Annotated in this window: 24 protein-coding genes; 15 read left to right on the plus strand and 9 right to left on the minus strand. The window is 73.2% G+C overall.

From position 1 onward, the window contains the following. The first annotated feature begins 146 nt into the window (after positions 1-146). The 5 genes from K6T13_RS01735 to hemB are packed head-to-tail and all read left to right on the plus strand — an operon-like array spanning position 147 to position 5,706. Positions 147-827, plus strand: a complete 681-nt coding sequence (locus K6T13_RS01735; RefSeq protein WP_249423886.1) for a redox-sensing transcriptional repressor Rex — start codon at positions 147-149, stop codon at positions 825-827. Beyond that, complete coding sequence (locus K6T13_RS01740) at positions 824-2,113, plus strand: glutamyl-tRNA reductase (protein ID WP_222896476.1); 1,290 nt, start codon at positions 824-826, stop codon at positions 2,111-2,113. Before K6T13_RS01735 ends, K6T13_RS01740 begins: the two co-directional genes overlap by 4 nt. Continuing rightward, positions 2,110-3,054 (plus strand): hydroxymethylbilane synthase, encoded by a 945-nt coding sequence (gene hemC / locus K6T13_RS01745; protein ID WP_249423887.1) that lies wholly within the window; start codon positions 2,110-2,112, stop codon positions 3,052-3,054. The genes K6T13_RS01740 and hemC overlap by 4 nt, the downstream gene beginning before the upstream one ends. Beyond that, positions 3,051-4,703, plus strand: coding sequence for a bifunctional uroporphyrinogen-III C-methyltransferase/uroporphyrinogen-III synthase (locus K6T13_RS01750; protein WP_222896477.1), 1,653 nt, complete (start codon positions 3,051-3,053; stop codon positions 4,701-4,703). The genes hemC and K6T13_RS01750 overlap by 4 nt, the downstream gene beginning before the upstream one ends. 4 nt (positions 4,704-4,707) lie before the next feature. Then, entirely contained in the window at positions 4,708-5,706 is a 999-nt protein-coding gene (gene hemB / locus K6T13_RS01755; RefSeq protein WP_222896479.1) for a porphobilinogen synthase, read from the plus strand. Positions 5,707-5,753: 47 nt separating this feature from the next. Here hemB and K6T13_RS01760 read toward each other — a convergent pair whose 3' ends face one another. The 4 genes from K6T13_RS01760 to K6T13_RS01775 form a co-directional block, all read right to left on the minus strand. Continuing rightward, a complete protein-coding gene (locus tag K6T13_RS01760) occupies positions 5,754-5,981 on the minus strand; it encodes a helix-turn-helix domain-containing protein (RefSeq protein WP_222896480.1) in 228 nt (75 codons plus the stop codon). Continuing rightward, positions 5,981-6,655: a DUF2975 domain-containing protein gene (locus tag K6T13_RS01765; protein WP_222896481.1), complete on the minus strand. Its 675-nt coding sequence runs from the start codon at positions 6,653-6,655 to the stop codon at positions 5,981-5,983. Before K6T13_RS01765 ends, K6T13_RS01760 begins: the two co-directional genes overlap by 1 nt. A gap of 119 nt (positions 6,656-6,774) precedes the next feature. Then, positions 6,775-8,172 (minus strand): 13E12 repeat family protein, encoded by a 1,398-nt coding sequence (locus K6T13_RS01770; protein WP_222896482.1) that lies wholly within the window; start codon positions 8,170-8,172, stop codon positions 6,775-6,777. A 200-nt stretch (positions 8,173-8,372) separates the two neighbouring features. Further along, positions 8,373-9,680 (minus strand): lytic transglycosylase domain-containing protein, encoded by a 1,308-nt coding sequence (locus K6T13_RS01775; protein ID WP_249423888.1) that lies wholly within the window; start codon positions 9,678-9,680, stop codon positions 8,373-8,375. Positions 9,681-9,893: 213 nt separating this feature from the next. Here K6T13_RS01775 and hemL point away from each other — a divergent pair, with 213 nt between their 5' ends. From hemL to K6T13_RS01810, 7 genes are all read left to right on the plus strand, one after another. Next, a complete protein-coding gene (gene hemL / locus K6T13_RS01780; RefSeq protein ID WP_222896483.1) occupies positions 9,894-11,210 on the plus strand; it encodes a glutamate-1-semialdehyde 2,1-aminomutase in 1,317 nt (438 codons plus the stop codon). 23 nt (positions 11,211-11,233) lie between these two features. Next, on the plus strand, positions 11,234-11,881 hold the full coding sequence (locus K6T13_RS01785; protein WP_222898100.1) for a histidine phosphatase family protein: 648 nt from the start codon (positions 11,234-11,236) through the stop codon (positions 11,879-11,881). Between the two features lie 2 nt (positions 11,882-11,883). Beyond that, the gene (locus K6T13_RS01790) at positions 11,884-12,465 is read left to right on the plus strand and encodes a TlpA disulfide reductase family protein (RefSeq protein WP_249423889.1); all 582 of its coding nucleotides are present in this window, start codon (positions 11,884-11,886) and stop codon (positions 12,463-12,465) included. Continuing rightward, entirely contained in the window at positions 12,458-13,207 is a 750-nt protein-coding gene (locus K6T13_RS01795; RefSeq protein ID WP_222896484.1) for a cytochrome c biogenesis CcdA family protein, read from the plus strand. The genes K6T13_RS01790 and K6T13_RS01795 overlap by 8 nt, the downstream gene beginning before the upstream one ends. Beyond that, positions 13,207-14,751, plus strand: a complete 1,545-nt coding sequence (gene resB, locus K6T13_RS01800; protein WP_222896485.1) for a cytochrome c biogenesis protein ResB — start codon at positions 13,207-13,209, stop codon at positions 14,749-14,751. Before K6T13_RS01795 ends, resB begins: the two co-directional genes overlap by 1 nt. Then, entirely contained in the window at positions 14,748-15,791 is a 1,044-nt protein-coding gene (gene ccsB, locus K6T13_RS01805) for a c-type cytochrome biogenesis protein CcsB (protein WP_222896486.1), read from the plus strand. Before resB ends, ccsB begins: the two co-directional genes overlap by 4 nt. A gap of 126 nt (positions 15,792-15,917) precedes the next feature. After that, on the plus strand, positions 15,918-16,178 hold the full coding sequence (locus K6T13_RS01810; protein WP_222896487.1) for a DUF4229 domain-containing protein: 261 nt from the start codon (positions 15,918-15,920) through the stop codon (positions 16,176-16,178). A gap of 7 nt (positions 16,179-16,185) precedes the next feature. Here the strand turns inward: K6T13_RS01810 and K6T13_RS17545 are convergent, their stop codons facing one another. The 5 genes from K6T13_RS17545 to K6T13_RS01830 all read right to left on the minus strand — a co-directional run bounded on the left by K6T13_RS17545 (position 16,186) and on the right by K6T13_RS01830 (position 21,034). Beyond that, positions 16,186-16,320 carry a hypothetical protein gene (locus tag K6T13_RS17545; protein WP_283247940.1) on the minus strand — a complete coding sequence of 45 codons (135 nt, stop codon included), beginning with the start codon at positions 16,318-16,320 and terminating at the stop codon, positions 16,186-16,188. Positions 16,321-16,477: 157 nt separating this feature from the next. After that, complete coding sequence (locus K6T13_RS01815; protein WP_222896488.1) at positions 16,478-17,749, minus strand: GNAT family N-acetyltransferase; 1,272 nt, start codon at positions 17,747-17,749, stop codon at positions 16,478-16,480. 51 nt (positions 17,750-17,800) lie between these two features. Further along, entirely contained in the window at positions 17,801-19,288 is a 1,488-nt protein-coding gene (locus tag K6T13_RS01820; protein ID WP_249423890.1) for an alkaline phosphatase D family protein, read from the minus strand. A 173-nt stretch (positions 19,289-19,461) separates the two neighbouring features. After that, positions 19,462-20,334: a 1,4-dihydroxy-2-naphthoate polyprenyltransferase gene (locus K6T13_RS01825; protein WP_222896489.1), complete on the minus strand. Its 873-nt coding sequence runs from the start codon at positions 20,332-20,334 to the stop codon at positions 19,462-19,464. Positions 20,335-20,368: 34 nt separating this feature from the next. Next, positions 20,369-21,034, minus strand: a complete 666-nt coding sequence (locus tag K6T13_RS01830; protein WP_222896490.1) for an alpha/beta fold hydrolase — start codon at positions 21,032-21,034, stop codon at positions 20,369-20,371. Between the two features lie 87 nt (positions 21,035-21,121). On the opposite strand from K6T13_RS01830, the gene K6T13_RS01835 reads away from it, so the two are divergent. Genes K6T13_RS01835 through menD form a run of 3 tightly spaced genes read left to right on the plus strand, consistent with a single transcriptional unit; the run spans position 21,122 to position 24,626 of the window. Continuing rightward, on the plus strand, positions 21,122-22,105 hold the full coding sequence (locus K6T13_RS01835; protein ID WP_249423891.1) for an AMP-binding enzyme: 984 nt from the start codon (positions 21,122-21,124) through the stop codon (positions 22,103-22,105). Next, positions 22,102-23,043, plus strand: coding sequence for an o-succinylbenzoate synthase (locus K6T13_RS01840; RefSeq protein WP_222896491.1), 942 nt, complete (start codon positions 22,102-22,104; stop codon positions 23,041-23,043). The genes K6T13_RS01835 and K6T13_RS01840 overlap by 4 nt, the downstream gene beginning before the upstream one ends. Beyond that, on the plus strand, positions 23,040-24,626 hold the full coding sequence (menD, locus tag K6T13_RS01845; protein WP_222896492.1) for a 2-succinyl-5-enolpyruvyl-6-hydroxy-3-cyclohexene-1-carboxylic-acid synthase: 1,587 nt from the start codon (positions 23,040-23,042) through the stop codon (positions 24,624-24,626). Before K6T13_RS01840 ends, menD begins: the two co-directional genes overlap by 4 nt. Positions 24,627-24,639: the final 13 nt, after the last annotated feature.

The raw sequence follows: 24,639 nt of genomic DNA on the forward strand, positions 1-24,639 counted from the left end.
CCCCGGTCGGTGTGCGGATCCTCACCTGTGCTAGCCGACCGGTCGACTCGATTTGTTCCCGCGTTCACAAACTCCTACATTGAACGGGCCGCGTGGCTGACCCCGGGTTCCCGAGGCCCACCGCCGGGCGGCTGGAAAGCGGAGCAGTGACCTCAGCACGGACACACGCCGAGAGCGCCCGGGACATCCCCGAGGCCACGGTCGCCCGGCTGCCCGTCTACCTGCGGGCGCTGGTCACCCTGGCCGACTCCGGCACCACCACCTGCTCCAGCGAGGAGCTCGCCCAGGCCGCCGGCGTCAACAGCGCCAAGCTCCGCAAGGACCTCTCCTACCTCGGCAGCTACGGCACGCGCGGTGTGGGCTACGACGTGGACTACCTGCGCTACCAGATCGCCCGCGAGATCGGGGTGACCCAGGACTGGCCCGTGGTCATCGTCGGCATCGGAAACCTGGGGCACGCGCTGGCCAACTACTCGGGCTTCCGCAGCCGCGGCTTCCGGGTGGTCGCGCTGCTCGACGCCGACCCGGCCCGGCAGGCGGAGGTCGTCGCAGGCGTCGACGTGCGCCCCTTCGACGACCTCGAGGGCATCGTCGCCGAGCACCAGGTGGCGATCGGCGTCATCGCCACGCCGGCGCTCGCGGCCCAGGACGTCGCCGACCGGATGGTGGCCAGCGGCATCACCAGCATCCTCAACTTCGCCCCGACCGTGCTCGCGGTGCCCGAGGGCGTCGACGTCCGCAAGGTCGATCTCTCCATCGAGCTCCAGATCCTGGCCTACCACGAGCAGCGCAAGGGTGCCCTCGGCGAGAAGGAGCCGGTGTCGTGAGCGTCCTCGTCGTCGGTATCTCCCACAAGTCGGCCCCGGTCTCGCTGCTGGAGCGCGTCGCGCTCGACCGCGACGGCGTCGTCAAGCTGCTCACCCAGGCCATGGCCGGTGACCACGTGACCGAGACGGCCGTGGTCTCGACGTGCAACCGGCTGGAGATCTACGCCGAGGTCGACCGCTTCCACGGCAGCGTCGAGGACCTCTCGGGCCTGCTCGTGGAGCGCGCGGGCGAGAGCACCGACGCGCTGCTGCCCCACCTCTACGTCCACTACGAGGACGGCGCGGTGGCCCACCTCTTCCACGTCGCCGCAGGCCTCGACTCCATGGCCGTCGGGGAGGGTCAGATCCTGGGCCAGACCCGCGAGGCGCTGCGGCTGGGCCAGGAGCACGGCACCGTCGGCTCGGCCCTCAACGTGCTGTTCCAGCAGGCGCTGCGGGTCGGCAAGCGCTCCCGCGCCGAGACCGGCATCGACCAGGCCGCGCCGACCCTCGTCAGCGCCGCCCTCGAGCGGATCGTCCCCGACGGGGTCGCCGGCAAGCGGGTCGTGGTCCTCGGTGCCGGCGGCATGGCCGCCCTCGCGACCGCGACGGTGGCCCGGCAGGACGCCGCCGACGTCGTGGTCGTCAACCGCACCGAGCAGAACGCGGACCGTCTCGCCGCCGAGTACGACGTCCGCTCCGCGCCGATGGCGCAGCTGGCCGACGTCCTCGGCACGGCCGACGTGCTGCTCACCTGCACCGGGGCGGCCGGCACGCTGATCAGCGCCGCCGAGCTCCACGCCGCCCGGCCCGACCAGCGGCCGCTGGCCGTGGCCGACCTGGCGCTGCCCCACGACGTCGAGCCGGCAGCCGCCGAGCTGCCGGGGGTGAGCCTGATCGGCCTCGCCGACCTCGCCGAGGAGCTGCGCGACACCGACGCCGGCCGCGAGGTCGAGGGGGTGCGCAGGATCGTCGCCGAAGAGGTCTCTGCGTTCCTCACCGCGCGGCGGCAGGCGAGCGTGACCCCCACGGTCGTGGCCCTGCGCACCATGGCGACCGGGGTCGTGGACGCCGAGCTCGCGCGGCTGCTCACCCGGCTCCCGGACCTCGACGAGGCCGCGCGCGCCGAGATCCAGCAGACCCTGCAGCGGGTGTCCGACAAGCTGCTCCACCAGCCGACCGTGCGGGTCAAGGAGCTGGCCAACGAGTCCGGCGCCGTCTCCTACGCCGCCGCGCTCGCCGAGCTCTTCTCGCTCGACCCCGACGCGGTCGACGCGGTCACCCGACCCCCGGAGGAGGCGCTGTGACCGGTTCCCCGCTGCGCCTCGGTACCCGCGCCTCGCTGCTCGCCACCACCCAGTCGACGCTGGTCGCCGACCTGGTCCGCGACCGCCTCGACCGCGACGTCGAGCTGGTCGAGGTCACGACCGAGGGTGACCGCACGGCCGCGCCGCTCACCCAGCTCGGCGGCACCGGCGTCTTCGTGAGCGCCCTCCGCGAGGCGCTGCTCGAGGGCCGGATCGACCTCGCGGTCCACTCGCTCAAGGACCTGCCGACCGCCCCCGAGCCCGGCATCACCCTCGCCGCCGTCCCCACGCGGGAGGACCCCCGCGACGTCGTCGTGGCCCGTGACGACCTCACCCTCGGCGAGCTGCCGAGCGGCTCCCGGGTCGGCACCGGCTCGCCCCGACGGGCGGCCCAGCTCCACGCCCTCGGCCTCGGCGTCGAGGTCTCCGACATCCGGGGCAACGTCGACACCCGGATCGGCAAGGTGCGCGCCGGCGACTACGACGCCGTCGTGCTGGCCCGCGCCGGGCTGGCACGGATCGGCCGGCTCGACGACGCCACCGAGGTGCTCGACCCGCTGCAGATGCTGCCCGCCCCCGGGCAGGGCGCGCTGGCGGTCGAGTGCCGGACCGACGACCTCCGGCTGGCCGCCGACCTCGCGGCCCTGGAGGACCCCCACTCGCGTGCGGCGGTCGACGCCGAACGCGCCGTACTCGCCACCCTCGAGGGTGGCTGCTCGGCCCCGATCGGGGCCCTGGCCGAGGTGGCCGAGGGCGACGACGGGGACGAGCTGTGGGTCAGGGCGGTCGCCCTGTCCCACGACGGAGCACTCTCGGTGCGGATGTCCGCGTCCGGGAGCCCGACCGACGCCGCCGGCGTCGGGACCCGGCTGGCGAGGGAGATGCTCGCCGACGGAGCCGCCGAACTGACAGCAGCACCAGCGAAGAGGCAGAACGCATGACGCGAGCCAAGACCACGACCACCCCCAAGAACGCGCCCACCGGATGGGTGTCGTTCGTGGGCAGTGGCCCCGGAGACCCCGACCTGCTCACGGTCCGGGCCGTCGACCTGCTGCGCGAGGCGGAGGTCGTCGTGACCGAGGTGCCCGACCACGAGCCAATGGTGCGCCGGTTGCTCGGCCTCCCGGCGGCCGAGGACGACGTCGAGGGTGGCACCACCCCCGAGTTCGTCGACGGCGGCTTCGGCGAGGACGGGCAGCCGCTCACCCACGCCGCCCGCGCGAAGGTCGTCGTCCGGCACGGCAAGAAGCGCCGCGTCGTACGGCTGATGGTCGGTGACCCGTTCCTCTACGCCTCCGGGCCCGAGGAGGCCCAGGCCTGCGCCAAGGCGGGGGTCGGCTTCGAGATCGTGCCCGGCGTCTCCGCGGCCACGGCCGTGCCGGCGTACGCCGGGGTGCCGCTGAGCACCAAGCAGAACCGCGACGTCACCGTCGTCACCTGTGGCGGCAACGTCGACTGGTCCCGCTACGCCGACGACCGGACGCTGGTGCTGCTCAGCGCGGTCGGCACGATCGGCGAGATCGCCGAGGCGCTGGTGGCCCACGGCCGACCGGCCACGACCCCGGTCGCGATGACGCGGGTCGGCACCACCACCGAGCAGACGACGGTCTGCTCCACGCTGGAGCACATCGCCGCCGACGCCCGCGCCGCCCGGATGGAGCCGCCGGCGGTCGTCGTGGTCGGCGACGTCGTCGACCTGCGCGAGACGCTGTCGTGGTTCGAGACCAAGCCGCTGTTCGGCTGGCGGGTGCTGGTGCCCCGCACCAAGGAGCAGGCGGCCTCGCTGACCACCCGGCTGCGGGGCTACGGCGCCGTGCCGGACGAGGTCCCGACGATCTCGGTCGAGCCGCCGCGCAACCCGCAGCAGATGGACAAGGCGGTCCGCGGCTTGGTCGAGGGCCGCTACGAGTGGATCGCCTTCACCTCGGTCAACGCCGTCAAGGCGGTGCGCGAGAAGTTCGAGGAGTACGGGCTCGACGCCCGCGCCTTCTCGGGCCTCAAGATCGCCGCGGTCGGCGACAAGACCGCGCAGGCGATCGCCGCGTGGGGGCTCCGGGCCGACCTCGTCCCCTCGGGTGAGCAGTCCGCCGCCGGCCTGCTCGAGGACTGGCCGCCCTACGACGACGTGCTCGACCCCATCAACCGGGTGTTCCTGCCGCGCGCCGACATCGCCACCGAGAACCTCGTCGCCGGCCTGATCGACCTCGGCTGGGAGTGCGACGACGTCACGGCGTACCGGACGGTGCGGGCGACGCCGCCGCCGGCCCCGACCCGCGACGCGATCAAGAGCGGCAAGTTCGACGCGGTGGTCTTCACCTCCTCCTCGACGGTCCGCAACCTGGTCGGCATCGCCGGCAAGCCGCACGCCTCCACGGTGATCGCGGTGATCGGGCCCGCCACGGCGAAGACCGCGGAGGAGCACGGGCTCCGGGTCGACGTGCTCGCCCCCCAGCCGGACGTGGACCTGCTGGTCGACGCCCTCGCCGACTTCGGTGCCTCGCGCCGGGCCTCGATGATCGAGGCCGGCCAGCCGGTCACGAAGCCGTCGGAGCGCAAGCCGTCCGGACGCCGTCGCGCCCGGGCCAAGTGAGCCGATGACCGAGCAGCACCAGCCCGTCCCGGCGCCGCTCCACCGGCCGCGCCGGCTACGGACGACGCCGGCGATGCGCCGGCTCGTGGCCGAGACGTCGCTGTCGCCGGACCAGCTGGTGCTGCCGGTCTTCATCCGCGAGGGGCTCTCCGAGCCGAGGCCGATCAGCTCGATGCCCGGGGTCGTGCAGCACACCCGGAAGAGCCTGCTCGCCGCGGTCACGGAGGCCGCGGAGCTGGGGCTCGGCGGGGTGATGCTGTTCGGCGTCCCGGAGACCCGCGACGCCACCGGGTCGGGGGCCCTCGATCCCTCGGGCGTCCTCAACCTGGCGATCACCGACGTGGTCGCCGAGGTCGGCGACGCGCTGACCGTGATGAGCGACCTGTGCCTCGACGAGTTCACCGACCACGGCCACTGCGGCGTGCTCGGCTCCGACGGGCGGGTCGACAACGACCGCACGCTCGCGCTGTACGCCGAGATGGCGCGGGCCCAGGCCCACGCCGGGGTCGACGTGGTCGGTCCCTCCGGGATGATGGACGGGCAGGTGCGGGTGGTCCGCGAGGCGCTGGATGCCTCCGAGCACACCGACGTCTCGATCCTCGCCTACTCCGCGAAGTACGCCTCGGCGTTCTACGGTCCCTTCCGGGAGGCGGTCGACTCCACCCTCGAGGGTGACCGACGCACCTACCAGCAAGACCCCGCCAACGTGCGCGAGGGCGTCCGCGAGGCACAGCTCGACGTCGCCGAGGGCGCCGACGTCGTGATGGTGAAGCCCGCGCTGGCCTACCTCGACGTGGTGCGGGCGGTGCGCGAGGCCGTCAGCGTCCCGGTGGCCGCCTACAACATCTCCGGTGAGTACGCGATGGTCGAGGCCGCCGCTGAGTACGGCTGGATCGACCGGGAGCAGGCGATCCTCGAGACGCTGACCTCGATCCGGCGTGCCGGCGCCGACATCGTGCTCACCTACTGGGCCAGCGAGGCCGCGCGGCTGCTCGCGCGCTGACATGCGGTCACGCGCCCGGGAGCGGGGTCCGCGCCCGTAGGCTGCGCTCAGTCCTGGCCCGGTGCATAGCTGATCAGGTCCCCTGGTTGGCAATCGAGGACCGCGCACAGGGCGGTCAGGGTCGAGAATCGGATAGCGCGGGCGCGGTCGTTCTTGAGGACCGACAGATTGGCGATCGTGATGTCCGCGCGAGACGAGAGCTCGGTGAGGGTCATGTCCTTGGCGCGGAGCAACTCGTCCAGATGAACGACGATGGCGTGTCCATCACCTGGCATCAGACCATCCCCTCGACGTCCTCGCGTAGCCGTGCACCGTCAGCGAAGATGGCGGCCAACGCGAAGGCAACCAGGCCGCCCATGAGCATGCCCGCTGGGAGTGGGCTGAAGGGTCCTGCCGCGAGGTCGATGGAGGGATACGCGGGCACCTGACCAAGGAACGCGTTGAGCACCGCGTAGTTCATCATGGTGAGTGCGAACCCTCCGGCGATCAGGACAAGCGCCAGACTGCGGAAGCGCCGGGCGTTGTCACGCCCGAACGGATCGCCGTGTGCAGCCGCATTCAGGACTGCGGTCAGCAACCAGAGAGCCCAGACGATGACGACCGCCGGCCCGAGGTCCTGCACGGATCTCAGGAGCATCTGCGATGTCGTCGGATCCTGGATCGTGACGTAGACGTCGAGCCAGTTGCCTGCAGAGATCCCGTCAGGCAGCTGGCCGAGGTCGCTGCCCGAGACCTGCATGGGGACGGTGATGGAGTCGCCGTAGAGCAACGAATCGCCGTGGCGGAAGAGGCCGGTCACGACCGACACCAGGACGAGTGCGGTGAAGCCGATCGACAGAACCAGGAGAGCGATGGTGATGGTGCGTGCCGCGCGAACGGACTTGGAGGTGGACGAGGTGACCATGCTGGCCTCCACTGGAGAACCGATGTTATCGATGAACGATAACATCGATAGTCGATATGCACCACGGTCGAATCGATGGGGCGACGCACGATCGGCGCCTGGGAACACACCCACCTAGACGCGCCGGTGTCCCCGCCCGGGTGTGGGCGGGGTGTGGGGCGGGGTCAATCTCGGTCGGGAGGGCCGGGCTCGGCCGGGTTGTCGTCCGCGGGATCGATCGCGGTGGTGCCGGTGTGGTCGCGCAGGTAGTGGTAGCCGTGGGGTGAGGTCCACCGGTAGCTGCCGGGCTCGAGGGTTTCGTACGTCCAGCCGCCGTGGGTCTTGTGGCGGTGGTGGCGTCGGCACAGGGGTGCGATGCCGTGGCTGCAGGTCTCGGGGTGGTCGCGATAGGGAGTGGTGTGGTCGTGGTCGCAGCCGTGGTGGTCGGGGTGGAGCCGGCGGGCGGGTCGGGTGCAGTGCGGGAAGACGCAGGTCAGGTCGCGCAGGGCGACGCGTTCGGTGATCCGGTCGGGAATCTCGTACTGGTCGACATGGACGTGGTCATGCAGGTCGATCACCGGGGTCACCACGAGGTGGGTGTCGGGGTGGCCGCACCAGTCGCGGATCTGGGTGGCGGTGACCGGCTTGCGGGTGGTCTCACACCGCCCGATCCCGTCGCCGGTGCTGGTGAGGGCGTGGTCGGTGAGGTGGAGGTAGAGCACGGTCTTGCGGACCGGTGTGCGCCTGGGGGCCGGGGGTTTCGTGGCTCGCTGCGCTCGCACCTCAACCTCCGGCGGGGTGAGGTCGAGGGTGAGCTGACGGCGGGCGAGCTCGCCGACCGCGAGGGCGCGGCGCTGGTCCAGGGTCGCCTCGGAGCCGAGGTCGGCCAGCTGGGCAGCCAGACCACGCACGGCGTCGTCGAGGTCGATCGCGTCGGCGAGGTCGAGCTCGCCGGTGACGTAGGCGGTGCCGTCGAAGGAGACGTGGTCGCGGTCGACGGTGAAATGCCGCCGGTCGAGGCCGTCGCGGCGGCGCTGTTCGGCCTGGTCGGGCATGAACCGGCCGATGGCCTCCTCGACCAGCCGGTCCAGGGCCGTGGGCCGGATCTTGTGGGCCACCGGCGCCACATGGGTGTCGACGAACGCTGCCGCGGCTTCGGTGAGGTCGGCGCCGATGGTGGCGTCGGCGACCCGGCGGGCCTTCCAGGCCGGCAGGTCCCCGGCCATCACCCGCCGCCACAGCCGGGGGAGTCGGTAGCGGAGCTCGACCGCCTGACCGAGGTAGTGCTTGCCCGCCTCGGTCGAGAGGCCGAGGGCGGCGGCGTACTCGGCCACGCTGAACTCCGCCACCAGCGGCGCACCCGGGCCGGCGATCGGGATCACGCCCTCCAGGCCGGAGCGGAAGGTGTAGGTCTCGGCGTCCTCAACCGAATCGGCGGGGTGGATGACCGCCCACTGCACCGCCGCCGCCAACAGACGTGCCTCCGCGGCGTCGGCCGTCTGCCGTTGCCGGCGGGCGAAGGCCAGCACCCCCGCAGCGTCATCCGGCAGGGTGCCGGGCTGCTCGGGTGCGGTGATCGCCATGACCCCCACTCAAGCACTCACCACTGACAAGAATCCCGTGGTTGAGCGGTTCTCCACACCCTGGATGGGGGTCTCGACAGGCTCGACCTCCGTGGGGTCGGGTTGGCGTGAACGGTCCGGTGGTTTCGTGGCTCAGGCGTTGCACGCCTTCGCACCTCAACCTCCGGCGGCCGCGTACCTCACGACTGCTGCGCTGGTAGTCAGTTCAACTTGTTCTGGATGCACTGCTCCATCTCGTTGACGTTGGGCGTCGTCGGGAGATCGATGACACCCGCCGCCACGCACTGTGCCTGGGCCTCAGCTCGAGTGAGTGTGTCCGTGCCGCCGCCGGTGCCACCACCGCCGCCGCCACCAGCGCCGCCGCCGCCACCGCCGGTGCCACCGCCGCCGCCGGAGCCACCGCCGGAACCGCCACCGACCTGGGGCGGGGAGACGGGAGGCAGGTCGGGCGAGGGCAGGATGCCACCGCCGCCGCCGCCGCCGTCACCGCCACCGCTGGTGGGCGGGTCGGTCACGGGGTCGCCGGTCCCGGTGCCGCCGTCGCCGCCCGAGCCGCCGTTGCCGCCCGAGCCGCCGTTGCCACCGTTACCGCCCTTCGGGCCGTTGCCGCCCTTGCCGTCACCGTTGCCGCCGCGCGGCTCGGGGGAGGGGATGAACGGGTCGAAGCTGCCGAAGCCGCCGCTGCTGCCGCCGCTGTAGGACACCGAGGTGGGGACCTCGGTGAAGTCGCCCTCCATGTAGGCGTTCATCAGGGAGAGGACGAGGTCGACGTAGTCGTTGCTGCGGTTGTAGCGGAACACCGCGGAACGCTGGCCGGTGATGGTCGACAGGTCGTCCTTGCCGGAGCAGAGGTAGACCGCGGAGGCGAGCGCCGCGTCGTCGATGTCCTGGGGGTTGCGCTTGCCGTCGTTGTCGCCGTCGACGCCCACGACCGACCAGGTGGAGGGGATGAACTGCATCGGCCCGACCGCACGGTCCCACTTCGCGTCGCCGTCGTACTGGCCGGCGTCGGTGTCGCTGATCGCCCGGGTGTCGTTCTTGCCGTTGAGGGCGATGCCGAAGATGCCGGGGATGGCCACCCCGTCGGCGTTGAGGACGTTGCCGCCGTAGCGACCGTGGTCGGACTCGACGCGACCGATCGCCGCCAGCAGCTGCCAGGGCAGCTTGCAGGAGCGGTCGGCGGAGTTGATGACGGTCTCGGCGCGCTGGTAGGCGGCGAGCGCTGCCGCCGGGATGCCGGAGGTCGAGGCGGTGGAGACGGCGCGCTGGGTCTTCTCACCGCGCAGGCCGGGGGCGACGACCCCCGGGGCGGACACGCTGGCCGGTGCCTCGATGGCCTCGGTGGGGACGGTGGACCCGTCGGGCAGCGTCGTGGGCCCCTCCTGGCCGGCGACGGCCGTGGTGGCCGGTCCCAGCCCGGCCATCGACGCGGTGACGGCAGTCGACAGCATCGCCAGTGGCAGCAGGGTCGTGACCTTCTGGAAACGACCGAACTTCGGTGAAGACATTGCTCGTTTCTCCCGGTGTCGTGCGCGTCCCGTGACCGTGCTCCCTCCCGCACGGGGACAACCAGACAACGAAACTCTGGCTCTCAGGTTACGCGCTGGTAGCCCGGTGGGCGAGGGCGCTCACGCGCCGGTGGCTCCGGGGGCTCCTACCCGCTTGTCGGCGCCACCAAACCCGGCCGGTCGAGCGCTGGGCCGCTCAGGGACAATGGGCCCGTGAACCCGGCTCCGACCCAGCAGTCCGCGGACCTGTTCCAGCGCGCCCGCACGGTGACTCCCGGAGGCGTGAACTCGCCGGTCCGCGCCTTCAGCGCCGTGGGCGGCACCCCGCGCTTCATCAGGTCCGCCCGTGGCGCCTGGCTGACCGACGTCGACGGCAACGACTACGTCGACCTGATCTGCTCGTGGGGGCCGATGCTGCTCGGCCACGCCCACCCGGAGGTCCAGGCGGCCGTCGCCGAGGCGGTGGCCCGCGGCACCTCCTACGGCACCCCCACCGAGCCGGAGGTCGAGCTCGCCGAGGAGATCGTGGCCCGCACGCCGGTCGACACGGTGCGCTTCGTGTCCTCCGGCACCGAGGCGACGATGTCGGCGATCCGGCTCGCACGCGGCTTCACCGGCCGCGACCTGGTCGTGAAGTTCGCCGGCTGCTACCACGGCCACGTCGACGCGCTGCTCGCCGAGGCCGGGTCCGGGTTGGCCACGCTCGGCGTCCCCGGGACGCCCGGCGTCCCGGACTCGGCCACCGCGCTCACGCTGGTGCTGCCCTACCACGACCGGGAGGCCGTCAGCCGCGCCTTCGCCGAGCACGGCGACCGGATCGCGTGCCTCATCACCGAGGCCGCTCCGGGAAACATGGGCGTGGTGCCGCCGGAGCCGGGCTTCAACGAGTTCCTCGCCCGCACCTGCGCCGACCACGGCGCGCTGTTCGTCTCCGACGAGGTGATGACCGGCTTCCGGGCCAGCCGTCACGGCCAGTGGGGCCTCGACGGGGCCACGGAGGGCTGGCGGCCGGACCTGGTGACCTTCGGCAAGGTGATGGGCGGCGGGTTCCCCGCCGCCGCCTTCGGGGGTCGGGCCGAGGTGATGGCGCGACTCGCGCCCGAGGGCCCGGTCTACCAGGCGGGGACACTGTCGGGGAACCCCGTGGCGACGACCGCGGGCCTCACCACCCTGCGCCTGGCCGACGACGGCGTCTACGAGCACCTCACCAAGGTCGGCGAGGTCATCAAGGAGGCGGCGGCATCGGCGCTGTCCGCCGCCGGCGTCCCCCACGTCGTGCAGTCGACCGGCACCATGTTCTCCGTGTTCTTCACCGACCGCCCGGTGCGCGACTTCGCCGGCGCCGCCAGCCAGGACACCGCGGCGTTCGCCCGGTTCTTCCACGCGATGCTCGAGGGCGGCGTCTACCTGCCGCCCTCGGCGTACGAGGCGTGGTTCCTGAGTGCCGCCCACGACGACCGGGCCGTGCAGACGGTGCTCGACGCGCTGCCCGCCGCGGCCCGCGCGGCAGCCGAGGGAGCCGGCCGGTGAGCGCCACGACCCTGGTGCACCTCATGCGCCACGGCGAGGTGCACAACCCCGAGGGCGTGCTCTACGGGCGGATGTCCGGCTACCACCTGTCCGACCTCGGCCGGCGGATGGCACAGCGGGTCGCCGACGTGATCGGCGACCGCGACATCACCCACCTGCGCTCCTCGCCGCTGGAACGGGCGCGCGAGACCGCCCAGCCGCTGGCCACCGCGCGCGACCTCGAGGTCGTCGAGGACGAGCGGGTCATCGAGTCGACCAACGTCTTCCAGGGCGAGCCGTTCGGTGCCGGGGCCAGGACGCTGCTCAAGCCGACCACGTGGCGTCACCTCTGGAACCCCTTCAAGCCCTCCTGGGGCGAGCCGTACGCCGACATCGTCGAGCGGATGGGCGCCGCGATCGAGGACGCCCGCGTCGCCGCAGAGGGGCACGAGGCCGTCGTCGTGTCCCACCAGCTGCCGATCTGGACCATGCGGCTCCACGTCGAGGACCGCTCGTTCCTGCACGACCCGCGCAAGCGGCAGTGCACGCTCTGCTCGCTGACCACCCTCCACTTCGAGGGCGACCGGATCACCAAGGTGACCTACTCCGAACCGGCGGGCGACCTGATCCCCGCCCGCGACAAGGGTGCGCCGTTCTCGGCCGGAGGGGCCTCCGAGGAGCGTCGTCCCTGACCGTGTCCGTCCGCCCGGCCCGGCTGGTCGTCGCCCTGCTCGCCTGCGTGCTCGCGCTCGCGGGCTGCTCGTCGTTGCAGGGCGCCGGCGACAAGGGGTTCGTGTCCGGAGAGGGCCAGGTGACCCGGCTCGCCGCCGCCGACCGCGAGCAGCCGGTCGAGCTCGCCGGGGAGGACCTCGAGGGTGACCCGCTGTCGCTGGCGGAGCTGCAGGGACAGCCGGTGGTCGTGGTGGTGTGGGGCTCGTGGTGCGCCCCGTGCCGGGCCGAGGCCCCGGCCGTGGTCGCCGCAGCCGAGGAGCTGGCCGACGAGGCGGCGTTCGTGGGGCTCAACATCCGGGACGGGTCCCCGGCCCAGGCGCAGGCCTTCGCACGCACCTACGAGATCCCTTACCCCTCCTTCTACTCACCCGACGGCAAGGCGATGCTCGCCTTCGACGGCACGCTGACGCCCAACTCGATCCCGAGCTTCGTCGTCCTCGACGCGGAGGGACGGATCGCGGCCAGCATCATCGGCGAGCTGCCCTCGACCACCACCCTGGTGGAGCTGACCCGCGACGTGACCGGGGAGACCGCCCGTGGGTGAGTGGTTCTCCTCCACCGCCGCGTCCGGGTCGCTCGCACTGGCGATCCCCGTCGCGCTGGTCGCCGGGCTGGTCTCCTTCTTCTCGCCGTGCGTCATCCCGCTGCTGCCCGGCTACCTCTCCTACGCCACCGGGCTGTCGGGGGCCGACCTCGAGGAGGCGCACCGCGGCCGGATGCTCGCCGGCTCGCTGCTGTTCGTGCTGGGCTTCTCGGCGGTCTTCGTGGCGCTCGGGACCCTGTCGGGTGCGCTCGGCAGCTGGCTGATCACCTGGCAGCGCGAGATCACCGTCGTGCTCGGCGTCCTCACGATCCTGCTCGGACTGGCCTTCGCCGGGCTGGTGCCGCTGCTGCAGCGGGACTGGCGGGTGCACCACGTGCCGGCCGTCGGGCTGGCCGCCGCGCCGCTGCTCGGGGTGCTCTTCGGCCTCGGGTGGACGCCGTGCATCGGGCCCACCCTCGGGGTGATCACCACGCTCTCGATCAACGAGGCGACCGCGGCCCGGGGCGCGTTGCTCTCGGCCTGCTACGCCGTCGGGCTGGGACTGCCGTTCGTCGCGGCCGGGCTGGCCTACCGGCGTACCCTCGGCGCCTTCGCGGCGATCCGGCGCCACCAGCAGTGGGTCACCCGGGTCGGCGGGCTGATGCTCGTCGTCGTCGGCGTCCTGCTGGTCACCGGCTGGTGGGCCGAGGCGGTGACGTGGCTGCAGCTGCGGCTCATCAGCGACTTCGAGACGAGCCTGTGATGGCCGAGCCGACGCGCCGCTCCGGCGAGCTCACCCTCACCGAGCTGCTCCGCTGGGGCTGGCGACAGCTGACCTCGATGCGGACCGCGCTCGTGCTGCTGCTGCTGCTCGCGCTCGCCGCCATCCCCGGGTCGGTCGTCCCGCAGGAGGACGTCGACTCGGTCAAGGCGGCACAGTGGCAGGAGGACCACCCGACGCTGACGCCCGTCTACGAGGCGCTGGGGCTCTTCGACGTCTACTCCTCGCCGTGGTTCGCCGCCATCTACCTGCTGCTCGTGGTGTCGCTGGTCGGCTGCTTCGTGCCGCGGATCGCGGTCTACGCCCGGGCCGTGCGGGCGCAGCCGCCCGCGACCCCGCGTCGCCTCGACCGGCTGCCCGACCACGCGTCGTACCGCACCGACCTCCCCCCGGAGGAGGTGCTCGGCCGGGCGAGGACCGCGCTGCGCGGGCACCGGATCCGCGCGGACGGCGACGACGGTTCCGTCGCCGCCGAGCGCGGCTACCTGCGCGAGGCCGGCAACCTGCTCTTCCACGTCTCCGTCCTGGTCGTGCTGATCGGCTTCGCGATCGGCAGCCTGCTCGGCTACCGCGGCGGCGTGATCCTCGTGGTCGGCAACGGGATGTCCAACAACCTCACGCAGTACGACGAGTTCGAGCCGGGCAGCCTGTTCACCCCCGACGACCTCGACGACTTCTACCTCGACGTGGACGACTTCGACGTCGAGTGGATCACGTCGGGGCGGGCCCAGGGCCAGGCCCAGGGCTTCGTGTCCCACGTCAGCTACGCCGCGGGCGGGGGCGAGCCGGAGGACTACGACCTGCGCGTCAACCACCCGCTGTCGATCGGCGACACCGACGTCTTCCTCATCGGCCACGGCTACGCGCCGGTCATCACGATCCGCGACGGCAACGGCGACGTGGCCTACAGCGGCCCGACGATCTTCCTGCCCGAGGACCAGACCTTCCAGTCCGTCGGCGTGGTCAAGGCGCCGGACGCGCGGCCGCAGCAGATCGGGCTGGAGGGGTGGTTCTACCCGACGTACGCCTTCACGCAGGAGACCGGTCCGTTCTCGGTCTTCGGCGACGCGCAGAACCCCGCCATCTCCATGCAGGCCTACGTCGGCGACCTCGGCATGGACCTCGGCACCCCGCAGTCGGTCTACGCCCTCGACAAGGACGACGCCGAGCTCGTCACCGAGGGGGACGGGTCGATGTTCCGGGTCGACCTCGCGCTCGGCGACACCGTGGACCTGCCCGGTGGGCAGGGCAGCGTGACCTTCGAGCGGCTCGAGCGGTGGAACAAGATCCAGATCAGCCAGACGCCCGGCAAGTGGATCGCGCTGACCGGCGTCGTGCTGGGGCTGGTCGGGCTGTGCGGATCGCTGTTCATCCGGCCGCGGCGCTCCTGGGTGCGGGCGCGTGAGGACGGTCAGGGCACACTGGTCGAGGTGGCGGTCCTCGACCGGGCCGGCGGCGACGACGTGAGCGCCGCGCTCGGGGAGCTGGTGACCGCCCTCAAGGACGACCCGAAGGAGCCCTCGTGACCGACGCGACGTGGGAGGCCCTGAGCAACCAGGCGGTGGCCGCCGCCGGCCTCGTCTACTTCCTCGCGCTGCTCGCGCACCTGGTGGAGCTGTCCGCCGGCCGCCGGGCGGTGGCCGCCGTGCCGGTGGCCGTCGGCGGCACCGCCTCGCACGACGACGCGGTCGCGCCGCGGGCCCGGGCTGCCGACGCCGTACGCCGGGAGACGATGATGGGTCGCCTCGGCGTGCTCCTCACGCTGATCGGTGCGGGTGTCCACCTGCTGGCGCTCGTCGCGCGTGGTCTCGCGGCGGATCCGAACCGGGTGCCGTGGGGCAACATGTACGAGTTCACTCTCTCCGGGACCTTCGTGGTGGCGGCGATCTACCTGCTGCTGCTGCGCCGCTACTCGCTGGCCTGGATGGCGCCGATCGTGGTCGGCGTGGTGCTGACGCTGCTGATGGTGGCGGTGATCTGGCTCTACAAGCCGATCGCCCCGCTGATGGAGGCCCTGCAGTCGCCCTGGCTGGTGATCCACGTGGTCTCGGCGATCATCGCGACCGGTGCCTTCACCATCGGTGGCATCTGCTCGGTGCTCTACCTGCTCAAGTCGCGGCGCGGCGCCGGCGAGCGCGGCTACCTCGCGCGGGTGCCGTCGCTGGAGGACCTCGACCGGCTGTCCTACCGGATCCACGCCTTCGGCTTCCCCGTGTGGACCTTCGCGGTGCTCATCACCGGACCGATCTGGGCGCACCAGGCGTGGAGCAGCTACTGGAACTGGGACCCCAAGGAGGTCTGGGCGTTCATCACCTGGGTCGTCTACGCGGCGTACCTCCACGCCCGGGCCACAGCCGGGTGGCGCGGTCGCAACGCGGCGCTGCTCGCGCTGCTGGGGCTGGCGACGTTGTGGTTCAACTTCATCGGGATCAACTTCTTCTCGACGACGAGCCAGCACTCCTACGCCGCGCCGGCGTCAGCGGTCGTCGTCGGGGTGCCGGTCGAGGCCGCGCAGGAAGTCGGGGTCGTCGTCGGGGCCGAAGGGACGCCGCGGCTCGGGCCGTGACAGGCCGCGTCGCTCGATGACGCGGACCAGCAAGTACACCATGACCGCGAACACGAGCAGCACGAGCAGGATCTTCCCCACGCCCCCAGAATAGGCCGCTGGTGGTCACGACCTACGCTGGAGGTCGTGAAGGAGTTCTGGATCTACACGGCCCTGCGGGCCGGCGTGTTCGTCACCACCCTGGTCACCGTCGTCGGCGTCTGGATGCTGCTCGCCGACCAGGTACCGATCCTCTGGGCCATCGTGCTGGCCTTCGTGATCTCCGGGATCGCGTCCTTCTTCCTGCTCAACCGCTCGCGCGAGGCCTTCGCCCGCCGGGTGCAGGAGCGCGCCGAGCGCGCGTCAGCCTCCTTCGAGGCCCGCCGCTCGAAGGAGGACGTCGACTGACGTCAGTTCAGTCGCGGCGGCGCTTGAGCTGCCGGTCGACGCGTGACTCCTCCTGGCCCAGGACCCGCGCCATCAGCGCGACGCGGTTCTTCCAGGCGAGGTAGCCGCCGACCACCAGCACGATCAGGATCAACCAACCCATGCCTCGAGCCTACGCCGGGTGTGGCTGGCGGGGCGGCACCGTGGGCGGCTGCGGCCTTGCGCGGTCGATCGGTGTCACCTGGTGACCACGTTCGACCGCGTTGACCGGCGACCGGTGGGTCATGCTCCACCGACCACGGCGCTCCCGGCCACGGCGGTCAGAACCCCAGGATGTTGTAGGGCGGGAGAGCCAGGTCGGCCATGGCGGCGAAGCGGTCGGCGGCGGAACGCTCGCCGCGGATGCGACCGGCGGCGTGGAGGGTGCCGATGCCGACGCCGGCGAGGTAGAGCGAGCCGAGGGTCTCGGCGTCGAGACGGAGGTCGGCGTCGGTGTCGGTGGGGGTCACCTCCGCCACGCCGTCCCGAGTCGTGACCTGCCAGCGACCGGCGGCATGGCCCTGAGCGTCGTCCACCTCGAGCACCAGCGTGTCGTCGCCGCTCCACGGGCGCGCCGCCAGGGCAGCAGGGACGTCGAGCACGCGCACCCAGAGGAACTCCGCGTTCTCCGTGAGCTTGAGCGCGTTGATGTCCCGCAGCGCCCAGCGCAGCGGGTCGTCGGGTGCGGCGGCGAACCAGCTCACGGAACGGACCAGGTCGATGCCGCCCAGGAAGCCCCACAGCGCCAGCGTGACCGTGGCGTCCTCGGCGAGCAGCAGCTGCAGCTTCAGCTTGCGGTGGCCCGCGTCGTCCCGCCCGTCGGGACGGAACAGCACGACACCGTCGACGGTCTCGTCGGCGGAGAGGTGCACGGCGCCGCGCAGCTTCTTGTCGGGACCGCCGTCGGGGAAGCTCCAGCCACCGGTGAAGTGGGTCTCGTAGAACGCCGGGGTGCCCACCGAGCCGCGGGTACGCCGGTGGAAGCGCTCCAGCAGCGGGCTGATGACCGCCCACGACTCGCGCGGGTCGATGAGCTCCACCCGGCCGGGGTCGGCGACCTCGCGCAGCCCGAACCGCGGCCCGGTGTCGAGCTCGACGTGCTGGGCGAAGGTGGCCGCCCCGAACCCCCAGCGCCCGTAGATCGTCGCCTCCGAGACCGTCAGCGCTGCCAGCGGTACGCCGGCGGCGACGGCGTCGTCGAGGCAGTCCTCGATCATGCGGCGGACCAGGCCGCGACGCCGGTGCGCCGGACTCGTCGTGACGTCGGTGATCATCCGCAGCGGCACCAGGTCGCGCCCGGCGTTCAGCGCCTTGTCGAACCACGACGTCGTGGCCACCGGCATGTCGCCGGCCCCGAAGGCGCCCTCGGGCAGCCAGGCCCCGACGCAGGTGGCGTCGTCGGCGAGGGAGTCACGCACCCAGAGCTTCTCGAACTCGTCCTCGACGCGGCCCTCGTGGAAGCCGTGCATCACCGCCTGCAGCCAGGCCGAGCGCCGCGCACGCGCCCGGTCGCTGTCGTCGGCGAGGTCGAGGGTCTCGAAGCGGTAGTCCACGATCGGCCACGGTATCGCCGTGGCCGACCGTGCGTCGCGCGGGTTTCCGGGTCAGCCGGGCTGCGCGCCGGCGCGGCCGTCCTCGATCACCCAGCTGGCGTCGGTGGTGGCCGGCAGGCTGACGTCGGAGGCCGTGGGCACCACCCGGTAGTCGGCCCGGGCCCGGTCGGCGTCGGCGGTCACGCGCGTGTAGCCGCGCCGGTCCGGGTTGAGGTACTTCACGTGCGGGTTGTTCGGCCGGGCGCCCTTGACGGCGTCGGCCCAGCCGCACCCGGAGCTGATCGACGTGCCGACCAGCTCGGTCGCCAGCACCTCGGTCTCCGGCCGGGAGAAGTCGAGCCGCAGGTCGTTGACCCACGCGGAGTGCCAGTCGCCGCTGAGCACGACCGGGTTGCTCGGCCGCCGCCGCTCGACGAACCGGAGGAAGCGGTCGCGGGAGGCGACGTACCCGTCCCACTGGTCGTGGTTGACCGAGATGCCCGGACCGTTGTCGTAGTCGACCTGGGCCATGATCGTCTGCTGCGCCACGAAGTTCCACCGGGTCCGCGAGCGGTGCAGGCCCTCGAACAGCCAGCGCTCCTGCTCGCCTCCGGGCAGCGTGCGGGACGGGTCGGTGACGCGCGGGTCCTGCGGACCTGCCGGGAAGGCCTCGGCGAGCTGGTCGGAGCGGTACTGGCGGGTGTCGAGGACGTGGAAGTCGGCCAGCGCGCCGTACCGCAGCCGGCGGTGCAGCAGCATGTCCGGGCCCTGCGGACGCTGCGGCCGGCGCAGCGGAAGGTGCTCGTAGTAGGCCTGGAAGGCATTGGCCCGCAGCTGCGTGAAGCGCGACCGTTCGTTGCTGGGCTCGTTGTCGGGCTGCGAGATGTCGTCGGCCCAGTTGTTCTCGATCTCGTGGTCGTCGAACGTGACCGCGAAGGGGAACGCCGCGTGCGCGGCCTGCAGGTCCGGCGACAGCTTGTGGCGGGCGTGGTTGACCCGGAACTGCGCGAGCGTCTCGTCGTCGCGCCGCTCGTAGATGTAGTCACCCACGTGCACGACCAGGTCGAGGTCTTCCTGCGCCATCGCGTGGTACGCCGCGTAGCGGCCGTTGGCGGGCAGGGCCTGGCAGGAGGCCAGCGCGAAGGTCACCGTTCGCAGGCTGGCCGGCTCCGGCGCGGTGCGGGTGTGCCCGACCGGGCTGAGGTGGGAGCCGACGCGGAAGCGGTACCAGTAGTCGCGGCCGGGCTCGAGGTCGTCGACCTCGGGGTGGACGGAGTGGCCGAGCTCCGGGGTCGCGGTGACCCGGCCGGACGCGACGACGCGCCGGAAGTCCGGGTCCGCGGCCACCTGCCACCCGACCCGCACGGTGCGCTGCGGCATCCCGCCGCTGCCGTCCGGCGCCATCGGCTCGGGGGCGAGCCGGGTCCAGAGGACGACGCCCTCCGGTGTCGGGTCGCCCGAGGCCACGCCGAGGGTGAAGGGGTCGGTGGTGAACGTCGGGTCGGCCCACGCCGGGGCCGAGGAGAAGCCGTAGGCCGCCGCGGTGGCCGCGGTGCTCATGCCGGACCAGGCGAGGAAGCCGCGGCGGGACACTGGGCGGGGCAGGGGGGACGGAAACACAGGTGACCTCCGAGACAGGGCGAGACGGGGATGTGCACCTGTGAGTCACCCAGCCGCGCGTGTCCCCACGGCGACGAGGAGGTGACGGACCCGCGACCGGGGCCCGAAGAGGATCAGAAGGCGAGGAGCGGGACCCCGACCAGGACGGCCCACGCCAGCTCCGCGAGGCCGGTCTGCTGCAGGACCGGCACGAGGGCCGGTCCGGTGGCGCCGCCCAGCACGGTCCGCACCGCGGGGACGGCGAGCGCCAAGAAGCCGAGACCGAGCAGGGCACTCCAGGTGGTGGCGACCGCGACGGCCACGATGGCCGCCGCGGCGGCCGCGACGAGCAGCACGTAGAGGCCCCGCGTGCGCTCGTCGCCGAGCCGGACCGCCAGGGTCCGCTTGTCGGCGGTGGTGTCGGTCGGGATGTCGCGCAGGTTGTTGACGACGAGGATCGCGCAGGCCAGCGCGCCGATGCCGACGGCCGCGTAGACCGCGGCCGGCTCGAGGGTCTCGGTCTGCACGTAGGTCGTGCCGACCACCGCCACCAGCCCGAAGAACACGAAGACCATGACCTCGCCCAGCCCGGCGTAGCCGTAGGGCCGCTCGCCGCCGGTGTAGAACCACGCGGCGACCATGGACACCAGGCCGACCGCGACCAGCCACCACGCGGTCGTGGCCGCCAGCACCAGCCCGGCCACCCCGGCGACACCGAAGGCCAGGAACGCGGCTGCCTTCACCGACCGCGGGCTGGCCGTCCCGGAGCCGACCAGGCGCAGCGGCCCGACCCGGGCGTCGTCGGTGCCGCGGATGCCGTCGGAGTAGTCGTTGGCGTAGTTGACCGCCACCTGAAGGGCCAGGGCCACCACGAGGGCGAGCGCCGCCTTCCACCAGACCGGGCTGCCGGCGTACGCCGCGACGGCGGTGCCGGCGAGGACCGGTGAGACCGCGGCGGGCAGGGTGCGGGGACGGGCGCCGGCGACCCAGTCGGAGGCGGTGGGCATGGCGTGGATTCAAGCAGGGACGCCGGCCCCGCCCTCAGGCGGGATGCGTCGCGCGACTGACCGCCGATGCCACCTCGGCGGGGTGGCTCAGCATCGGCAGGTGCCCCGCGGCCACGGTCGTCGGATCGGCACCGACGCGTGCGGCGTACCTGCGCTGGAGGGGGACGGGGAACTCGCGGTCCTCGGTGGTGAGGAGGTAGGCCCGGTCGGCGGGCCACGCGTGGTCCGGGACCCGGTCGAGGTAGAGGCGCCTCGACTCCGGCTCGAAGTCACTCACCACGCGGTCCGCGACGTCGTCGGGCAGCGCGGCGGTCAGCTGGGCGCGCAGCACCGAGGCCGGGGGGCGGGTCCCGAGCAGCCTCACCATCGCCCCCATGACGTAGCGCTGGGGGGCCGGCAGCGCGTCGGTGAAGGAGTCGCCCGCCGCCGGCACGATCGCGCAGACCGCCGTCACCGCCGCGATCCGCTCGGGCGCACGGCCGAGCACCCCGGCCGCGACCACGCCACCGATCGAGTGCGCGACCAGGTGGCAGGGCGCGTCGGGCAGGTCGGCGACGACGCCGTCGACCACCTGGGTCAGCCGCGCACCGCCCTTCGCGTAGCGGGCGACCGTCGTGGGCGCGTCGAGGCGGGACCGCACGTCGTCCCAGACCCACGCGGGAAGGCCGGCACCGGACAGGAACACCAGAGGAGTCGTCATGGCAGGCACGGTAGGAGTGATTGCGGTCAGGTCGTGACCGCAGACGGCGTCGAAAGGTCGGCGCGTCCGGGCGGCTACGGTTCCCCCGTGGAACCGCTGCGCGTGGCCGGGCAGCCGGCCGAGGTCGTCGAGGCGCTGGCCGGGTGGCTGGCCGCGGCCGAGCCGCCGCCGCTGATCGTCGAGACCTCCGGGTCGAGCGGCATCCCGAAACGGGTGGTGCTGCCGCGGGAGGCGGTGCTCGCCTCGGCGCGCGCGACCGCCCGCCGGCTCGGGGGAGAGGGCCGCTGGGCGCTGGCGCTGCCGCCGACGTACGTCGCCGGGATCCAGGTCGTGGTGCGGTCCCTGCTCGCGGGCCAGCCGCCGGTCGTCGACGGCTGGGGCGATGCGGACTACACCTCGCTGGTGCCGACCCAGCTCCACCGGCTGCTGGAGTCCGAGGCCGACGTGGCCGCGCTCGCCGCGATGCGGGCGGTGCTGCTCGGGGGCGGCCCGATCGACCCCGCCCTCCGGCGGCGGGCCGAGGCCGCCGGGGTCCGGGTCGTGGCGACGTACGGCATGGCGGAGACCAGCGGCGGCTGCGTCTACGACGGCCACCCGCTCGACGGGGTCGGCCTCGCGATCGGGAAGGGCGGCCGGATCCGGATCAGCGGCCCCATGCTCTTCGAGCGCTACGACGGCGACCCGGCCGCGACCGAGGCGGCGCTCGTCGACGGCTGGTTCCTGACCTCCGACGCGGGCCGGCTCGACGAGGACGGCCGCCTCCACGTGCTCGGCCGGCTCGACGACGTGGTCGTCAGTGGCGGCGTCAACGTGCCGACCCCGACCGTCGCCGCCCGGCTGCGCGAGCACCCCGCCGTCGAGGACGCGGCCGTGGTGGGCGTCCCCGACGAGGAGTGGGGCGAACGGGTGGTGGCCTACGTCGTAGGCGGGCTCTCGCGCGAGGAGGTGCGGGCCTGGGTCGCCGAGGTGCATCCACGGTCCTGGGCACCCCGGGAGGTCGTCACCGTCGACCACCTGCCGCTGCTGCCCAACGGCAAGCTCGACCGGCAAGCGTTGCGGGACCGTCCGTGAGGGTCTTCTCGATCCCGCTCCGCACCCGCTTCCGGGGGATCACGGTGCGCGAGGGCGTCCTCGTCGAGGGTCCGGCCGGCTGGGGTGAGTGGAGCCCGTTCCTCGAGTACCCCGCCGACGTCGCCGAGCCGTGGCTGCGCTGCGCCGAGGAGGCGGCGGCCGGCGCGTGGCCCGCGCCGCTGCGCGACAGCATCCCGGTCAACGTGACCGTGCCCGCGGTCGACCCGGCCGCCGCATACCGGATCGTCACCGACGGCGGGTGCCGCACCGCCAAGGTGAAGGTCGCCGAGCCCGGCCAGACCGTGGCCGACGACGAGGCCCGGATGGAGGCGGTGCGCGACGCGCTCGGGCCCGACGGGTTGGTGCGGGTCGACGCCAACGGCGCCTGGGACGTCGGCACGGCGGTGACCACCATCGCCCTGCTCGACCGGGCCGCGGGCGGGCTGGAGTACGTCGAGCAGCCCTGCGCCGCGGTCGAGGACCTCGCCGCCGTGCGCCGGCGGGTGGACGTACCGATCGCGGCGGACGAGTCCATCCGCCGGGCCGCCGACCCCTACCGGGTCCGTGACCTGGAGGCCGCCGACGTCGCGGTGCTCAAGGTGCAGCCGCTGGGCGGGGTCGCCGCCTGCCTGCGCATCGCCGAGGACATCGGGCTGCCTGTCGTCGTCTCCTCGGCGCTCGAGACCAGTGTCGGGATCGCGGCCGGCGTCGCGCTCGCCGCGGCGCTCCCGGAGCTCCCGCACGCGTGCGGGCTGGCCACCGTGCAGCTGCTCGCCGACGACCTCGCGGCCGAGCCGCTGCTGCCCGTGGCCGGCGAGCTGCCGGTCCGTCGCCCGGTCGTCGACCCGGTCGCCCTCGACCGGCTGGCGGCGGCGCCCGACCGGGTCGCCCACTGGGAGCGCCGGCTGGCCGACGTACGGCAGGATCGGGGGTCGTGAGCACCCCGTCGTCCGAGCTGGCCCGCAGCATCCTGACCACGCTCGTCGAGGCCGGCGTCGCCGAGATGGTGCTCGCCCCCGGGTCGCGCAACGCACCCCTGGCCTTCGCGGCGCACGACGCGGCCGCTGCCGGTGTGCTGCGGCTCCACACGCGCATCGACGAGCGGACCGCGGCGTTCCTCGCCCTGGGGCTGGCCCGCACCGGCCCGCCGGCCGCGGTCTGCTGCACCTCCGGCACGGCGGTGGCCAACCTGCACCCGGCCCTGCTCGAGGCCGCGCACGCCGGGATCCCGCTGGTCGCCGTGACCGCTGACCGGCCCGCCCGGTTGCGGGGCACCGGTGCCAACCAGACCACCGACCAGGTCGGCGTCTTCGGCCCGCTCGTGGAGACCGTGGACGTCGCCTCGCCCGGCTGGACCACGCCGGGGCTCGGCTTCGGCCCGTTGCACCTCAACGTGCAGCTCGACGAGCCGCTCGTGCCGGAGGACCGCTGGGTGCCGGAGGGGCTGACACCGGGTGAGCCGCCCCAGGAGGTGTGGCCGGCGATCCACGAGACGGTGGCGCTGGGTCCCCGGACGGTCGTGGTCGCCGGCGACGACGCCGGACCGCCGGCCAGGACGCTGGCGGAGCAGGCGGGCTGGCCGCTCCTCGCCGAGCCCAGCAGCGGGTCGCGCACCGGCGACCACGCGCTGCGGTGCTACCGGCTGCTGCTCGACGGTGACCTGGGGAGCCGGGTCGAGCGGGTGGTCGTCTTCGGCCACCCCACGCTGAGCCGGCCCGTGAGCCGGCTGCTGGCTCGCGACGACGTCACCGTGCTCGACGCCGGGACGCGCGGGGTGTGGCACGACCGCCCGTTCCGGGTCGACGACCGCTTCATCTCCGGGCGGCCGGCGGTGGACGAGCCCGACGACCCGGCGTGGCTGGAGGAGTGGCGCTCCGCGGACCGGGAGCTCGGCAGCCGGCTCGACCGGCTGCTCGCCACCGAGGAGGACCTGACGCCGTACGAGGTGGCGGGCGCGGTCAGCCGGGCGCTGCCGCCGCGCGGGCTGCTCGTGGTCGGCGCCTCCAGCCCTATCCGCGACCTGGACCTGATGGTGGCGCCGTACGCCGTCGGCGACCGGCGCAAGGTGATCGCCAACCGCGGCCTCTCCGGCATCGACGGAACGGTCTCCACCGCCGTCGGCGCTGCCCTCGGGCGCCCGCACAGCAGCCGGGCCTTCGCGCTGGTCGGTGACGTGACCTTCCTCCACGACGCGACCGGGCTCGTCCTCGGACCCGACGAGCCGCGACCTGATCTGACGATCGTGGTGGTCAACGACGACGGTGGCTCGATCTTCGCGACGCTCGAGCAGGGCGCGCCGGACTACGCCGACCGCTACGACACCCTGTTCGGCACGCCGCACCGGGTCGACCTGGCGTCGCTGTGTGCCTCGACCCGGACGCCCCACTGGCGGGTGCAGTCGCTGCCCGAGCTGGAGCAGGCGCTGGCCTCGCCCAACGGCGGGATCGAGGTCGTCGAGGTCGTGGTCCGCCGCGACAACCGGCGGGAGCTCGACGAGCGGATCCGGTCGCTCGCCCGCTGACCCGTCCAGCCCT

This window comes from Nocardioides coralli (assembly GCF_019880385.1).
GTDB lineage: Bacteria > Actinomycetota > Actinomycetes > Propionibacteriales > Nocardioidaceae > Nocardioides > Nocardioides coralli.

Bases quoted from the DNA above. Each gene is read 5' to 3' on its own strand.
- K6T13_RS17545 (WP_283247940.1), bottom strand. From the start codon at position 16,320: ATGGGTTGGTTGATCCTGATCGTGCTGGTGGTCGGCGGCTACCTCGCC.
- K6T13_RS01825 (WP_222896489.1), bottom strand. From the start codon at position 20,334: ATGCCCACCGCCTCCGACTGGGTCGCCGGCGCCCGTCCCCGCACCCTG.
- hemB (WP_222896479.1), top strand. From the start codon at position 4,708: ATGACCGAGCAGCACCAGCCCGTCCCGGCGCCGCTCCACCGGCCGCGC.
- resB (WP_222896485.1), top strand. From the start codon at position 13,207: ATGGCCGAGCCGACGCGCCGCTCCGGCGAGCTCACCCTCACCGAGCTG.
- K6T13_RS01785 (WP_222898100.1), top strand. From the start codon at position 11,234: ATGCGCCACGGCGAGGTGCACAACCCCGAGGGCGTGCTCTACGGGCGG.
- K6T13_RS01765 (WP_222896481.1), bottom strand. From the start codon at position 6,655: ATGTTATCGTTCATCGATAACATCGGTTCTCCAGTGGAGGCCAGCATG.
- K6T13_RS01820 (WP_249423890.1), bottom strand. From the start codon at position 19,288: ATGAGCACCGCGGCCACCGCGGCGGCCTACGGCTTCTCCTCGGCCCCG.
- K6T13_RS01830 (WP_222896490.1), bottom strand. From the start codon at position 21,034: ATGACGACTCCTCTGGTGTTCCTGTCCGGTGCCGGCCTTCCCGCGTGG.
- K6T13_RS01775 (WP_249423888.1), bottom strand. From the start codon at position 9,680: ATGTCTTCACCGAAGTTCGGTCGTTTCCAGAAGGTCACGACCCTGCTG.
- K6T13_RS01750 (WP_222896477.1), top strand. From the start codon at position 3,051: ATGACGCGAGCCAAGACCACGACCACCCCCAAGAACGCGCCCACCGGA.
- K6T13_RS01760 (WP_222896480.1), bottom strand. From the start codon at position 5,981: ATGCCAGGTGATGGACACGCCATCGTCGTTCATCTGGACGAGTTGCTC.
- K6T13_RS01770 (WP_222896482.1), bottom strand. From the start codon at position 8,172: ATGGCGATCACCGCACCCGAGCAGCCCGGCACCCTGCCGGATGACGCT.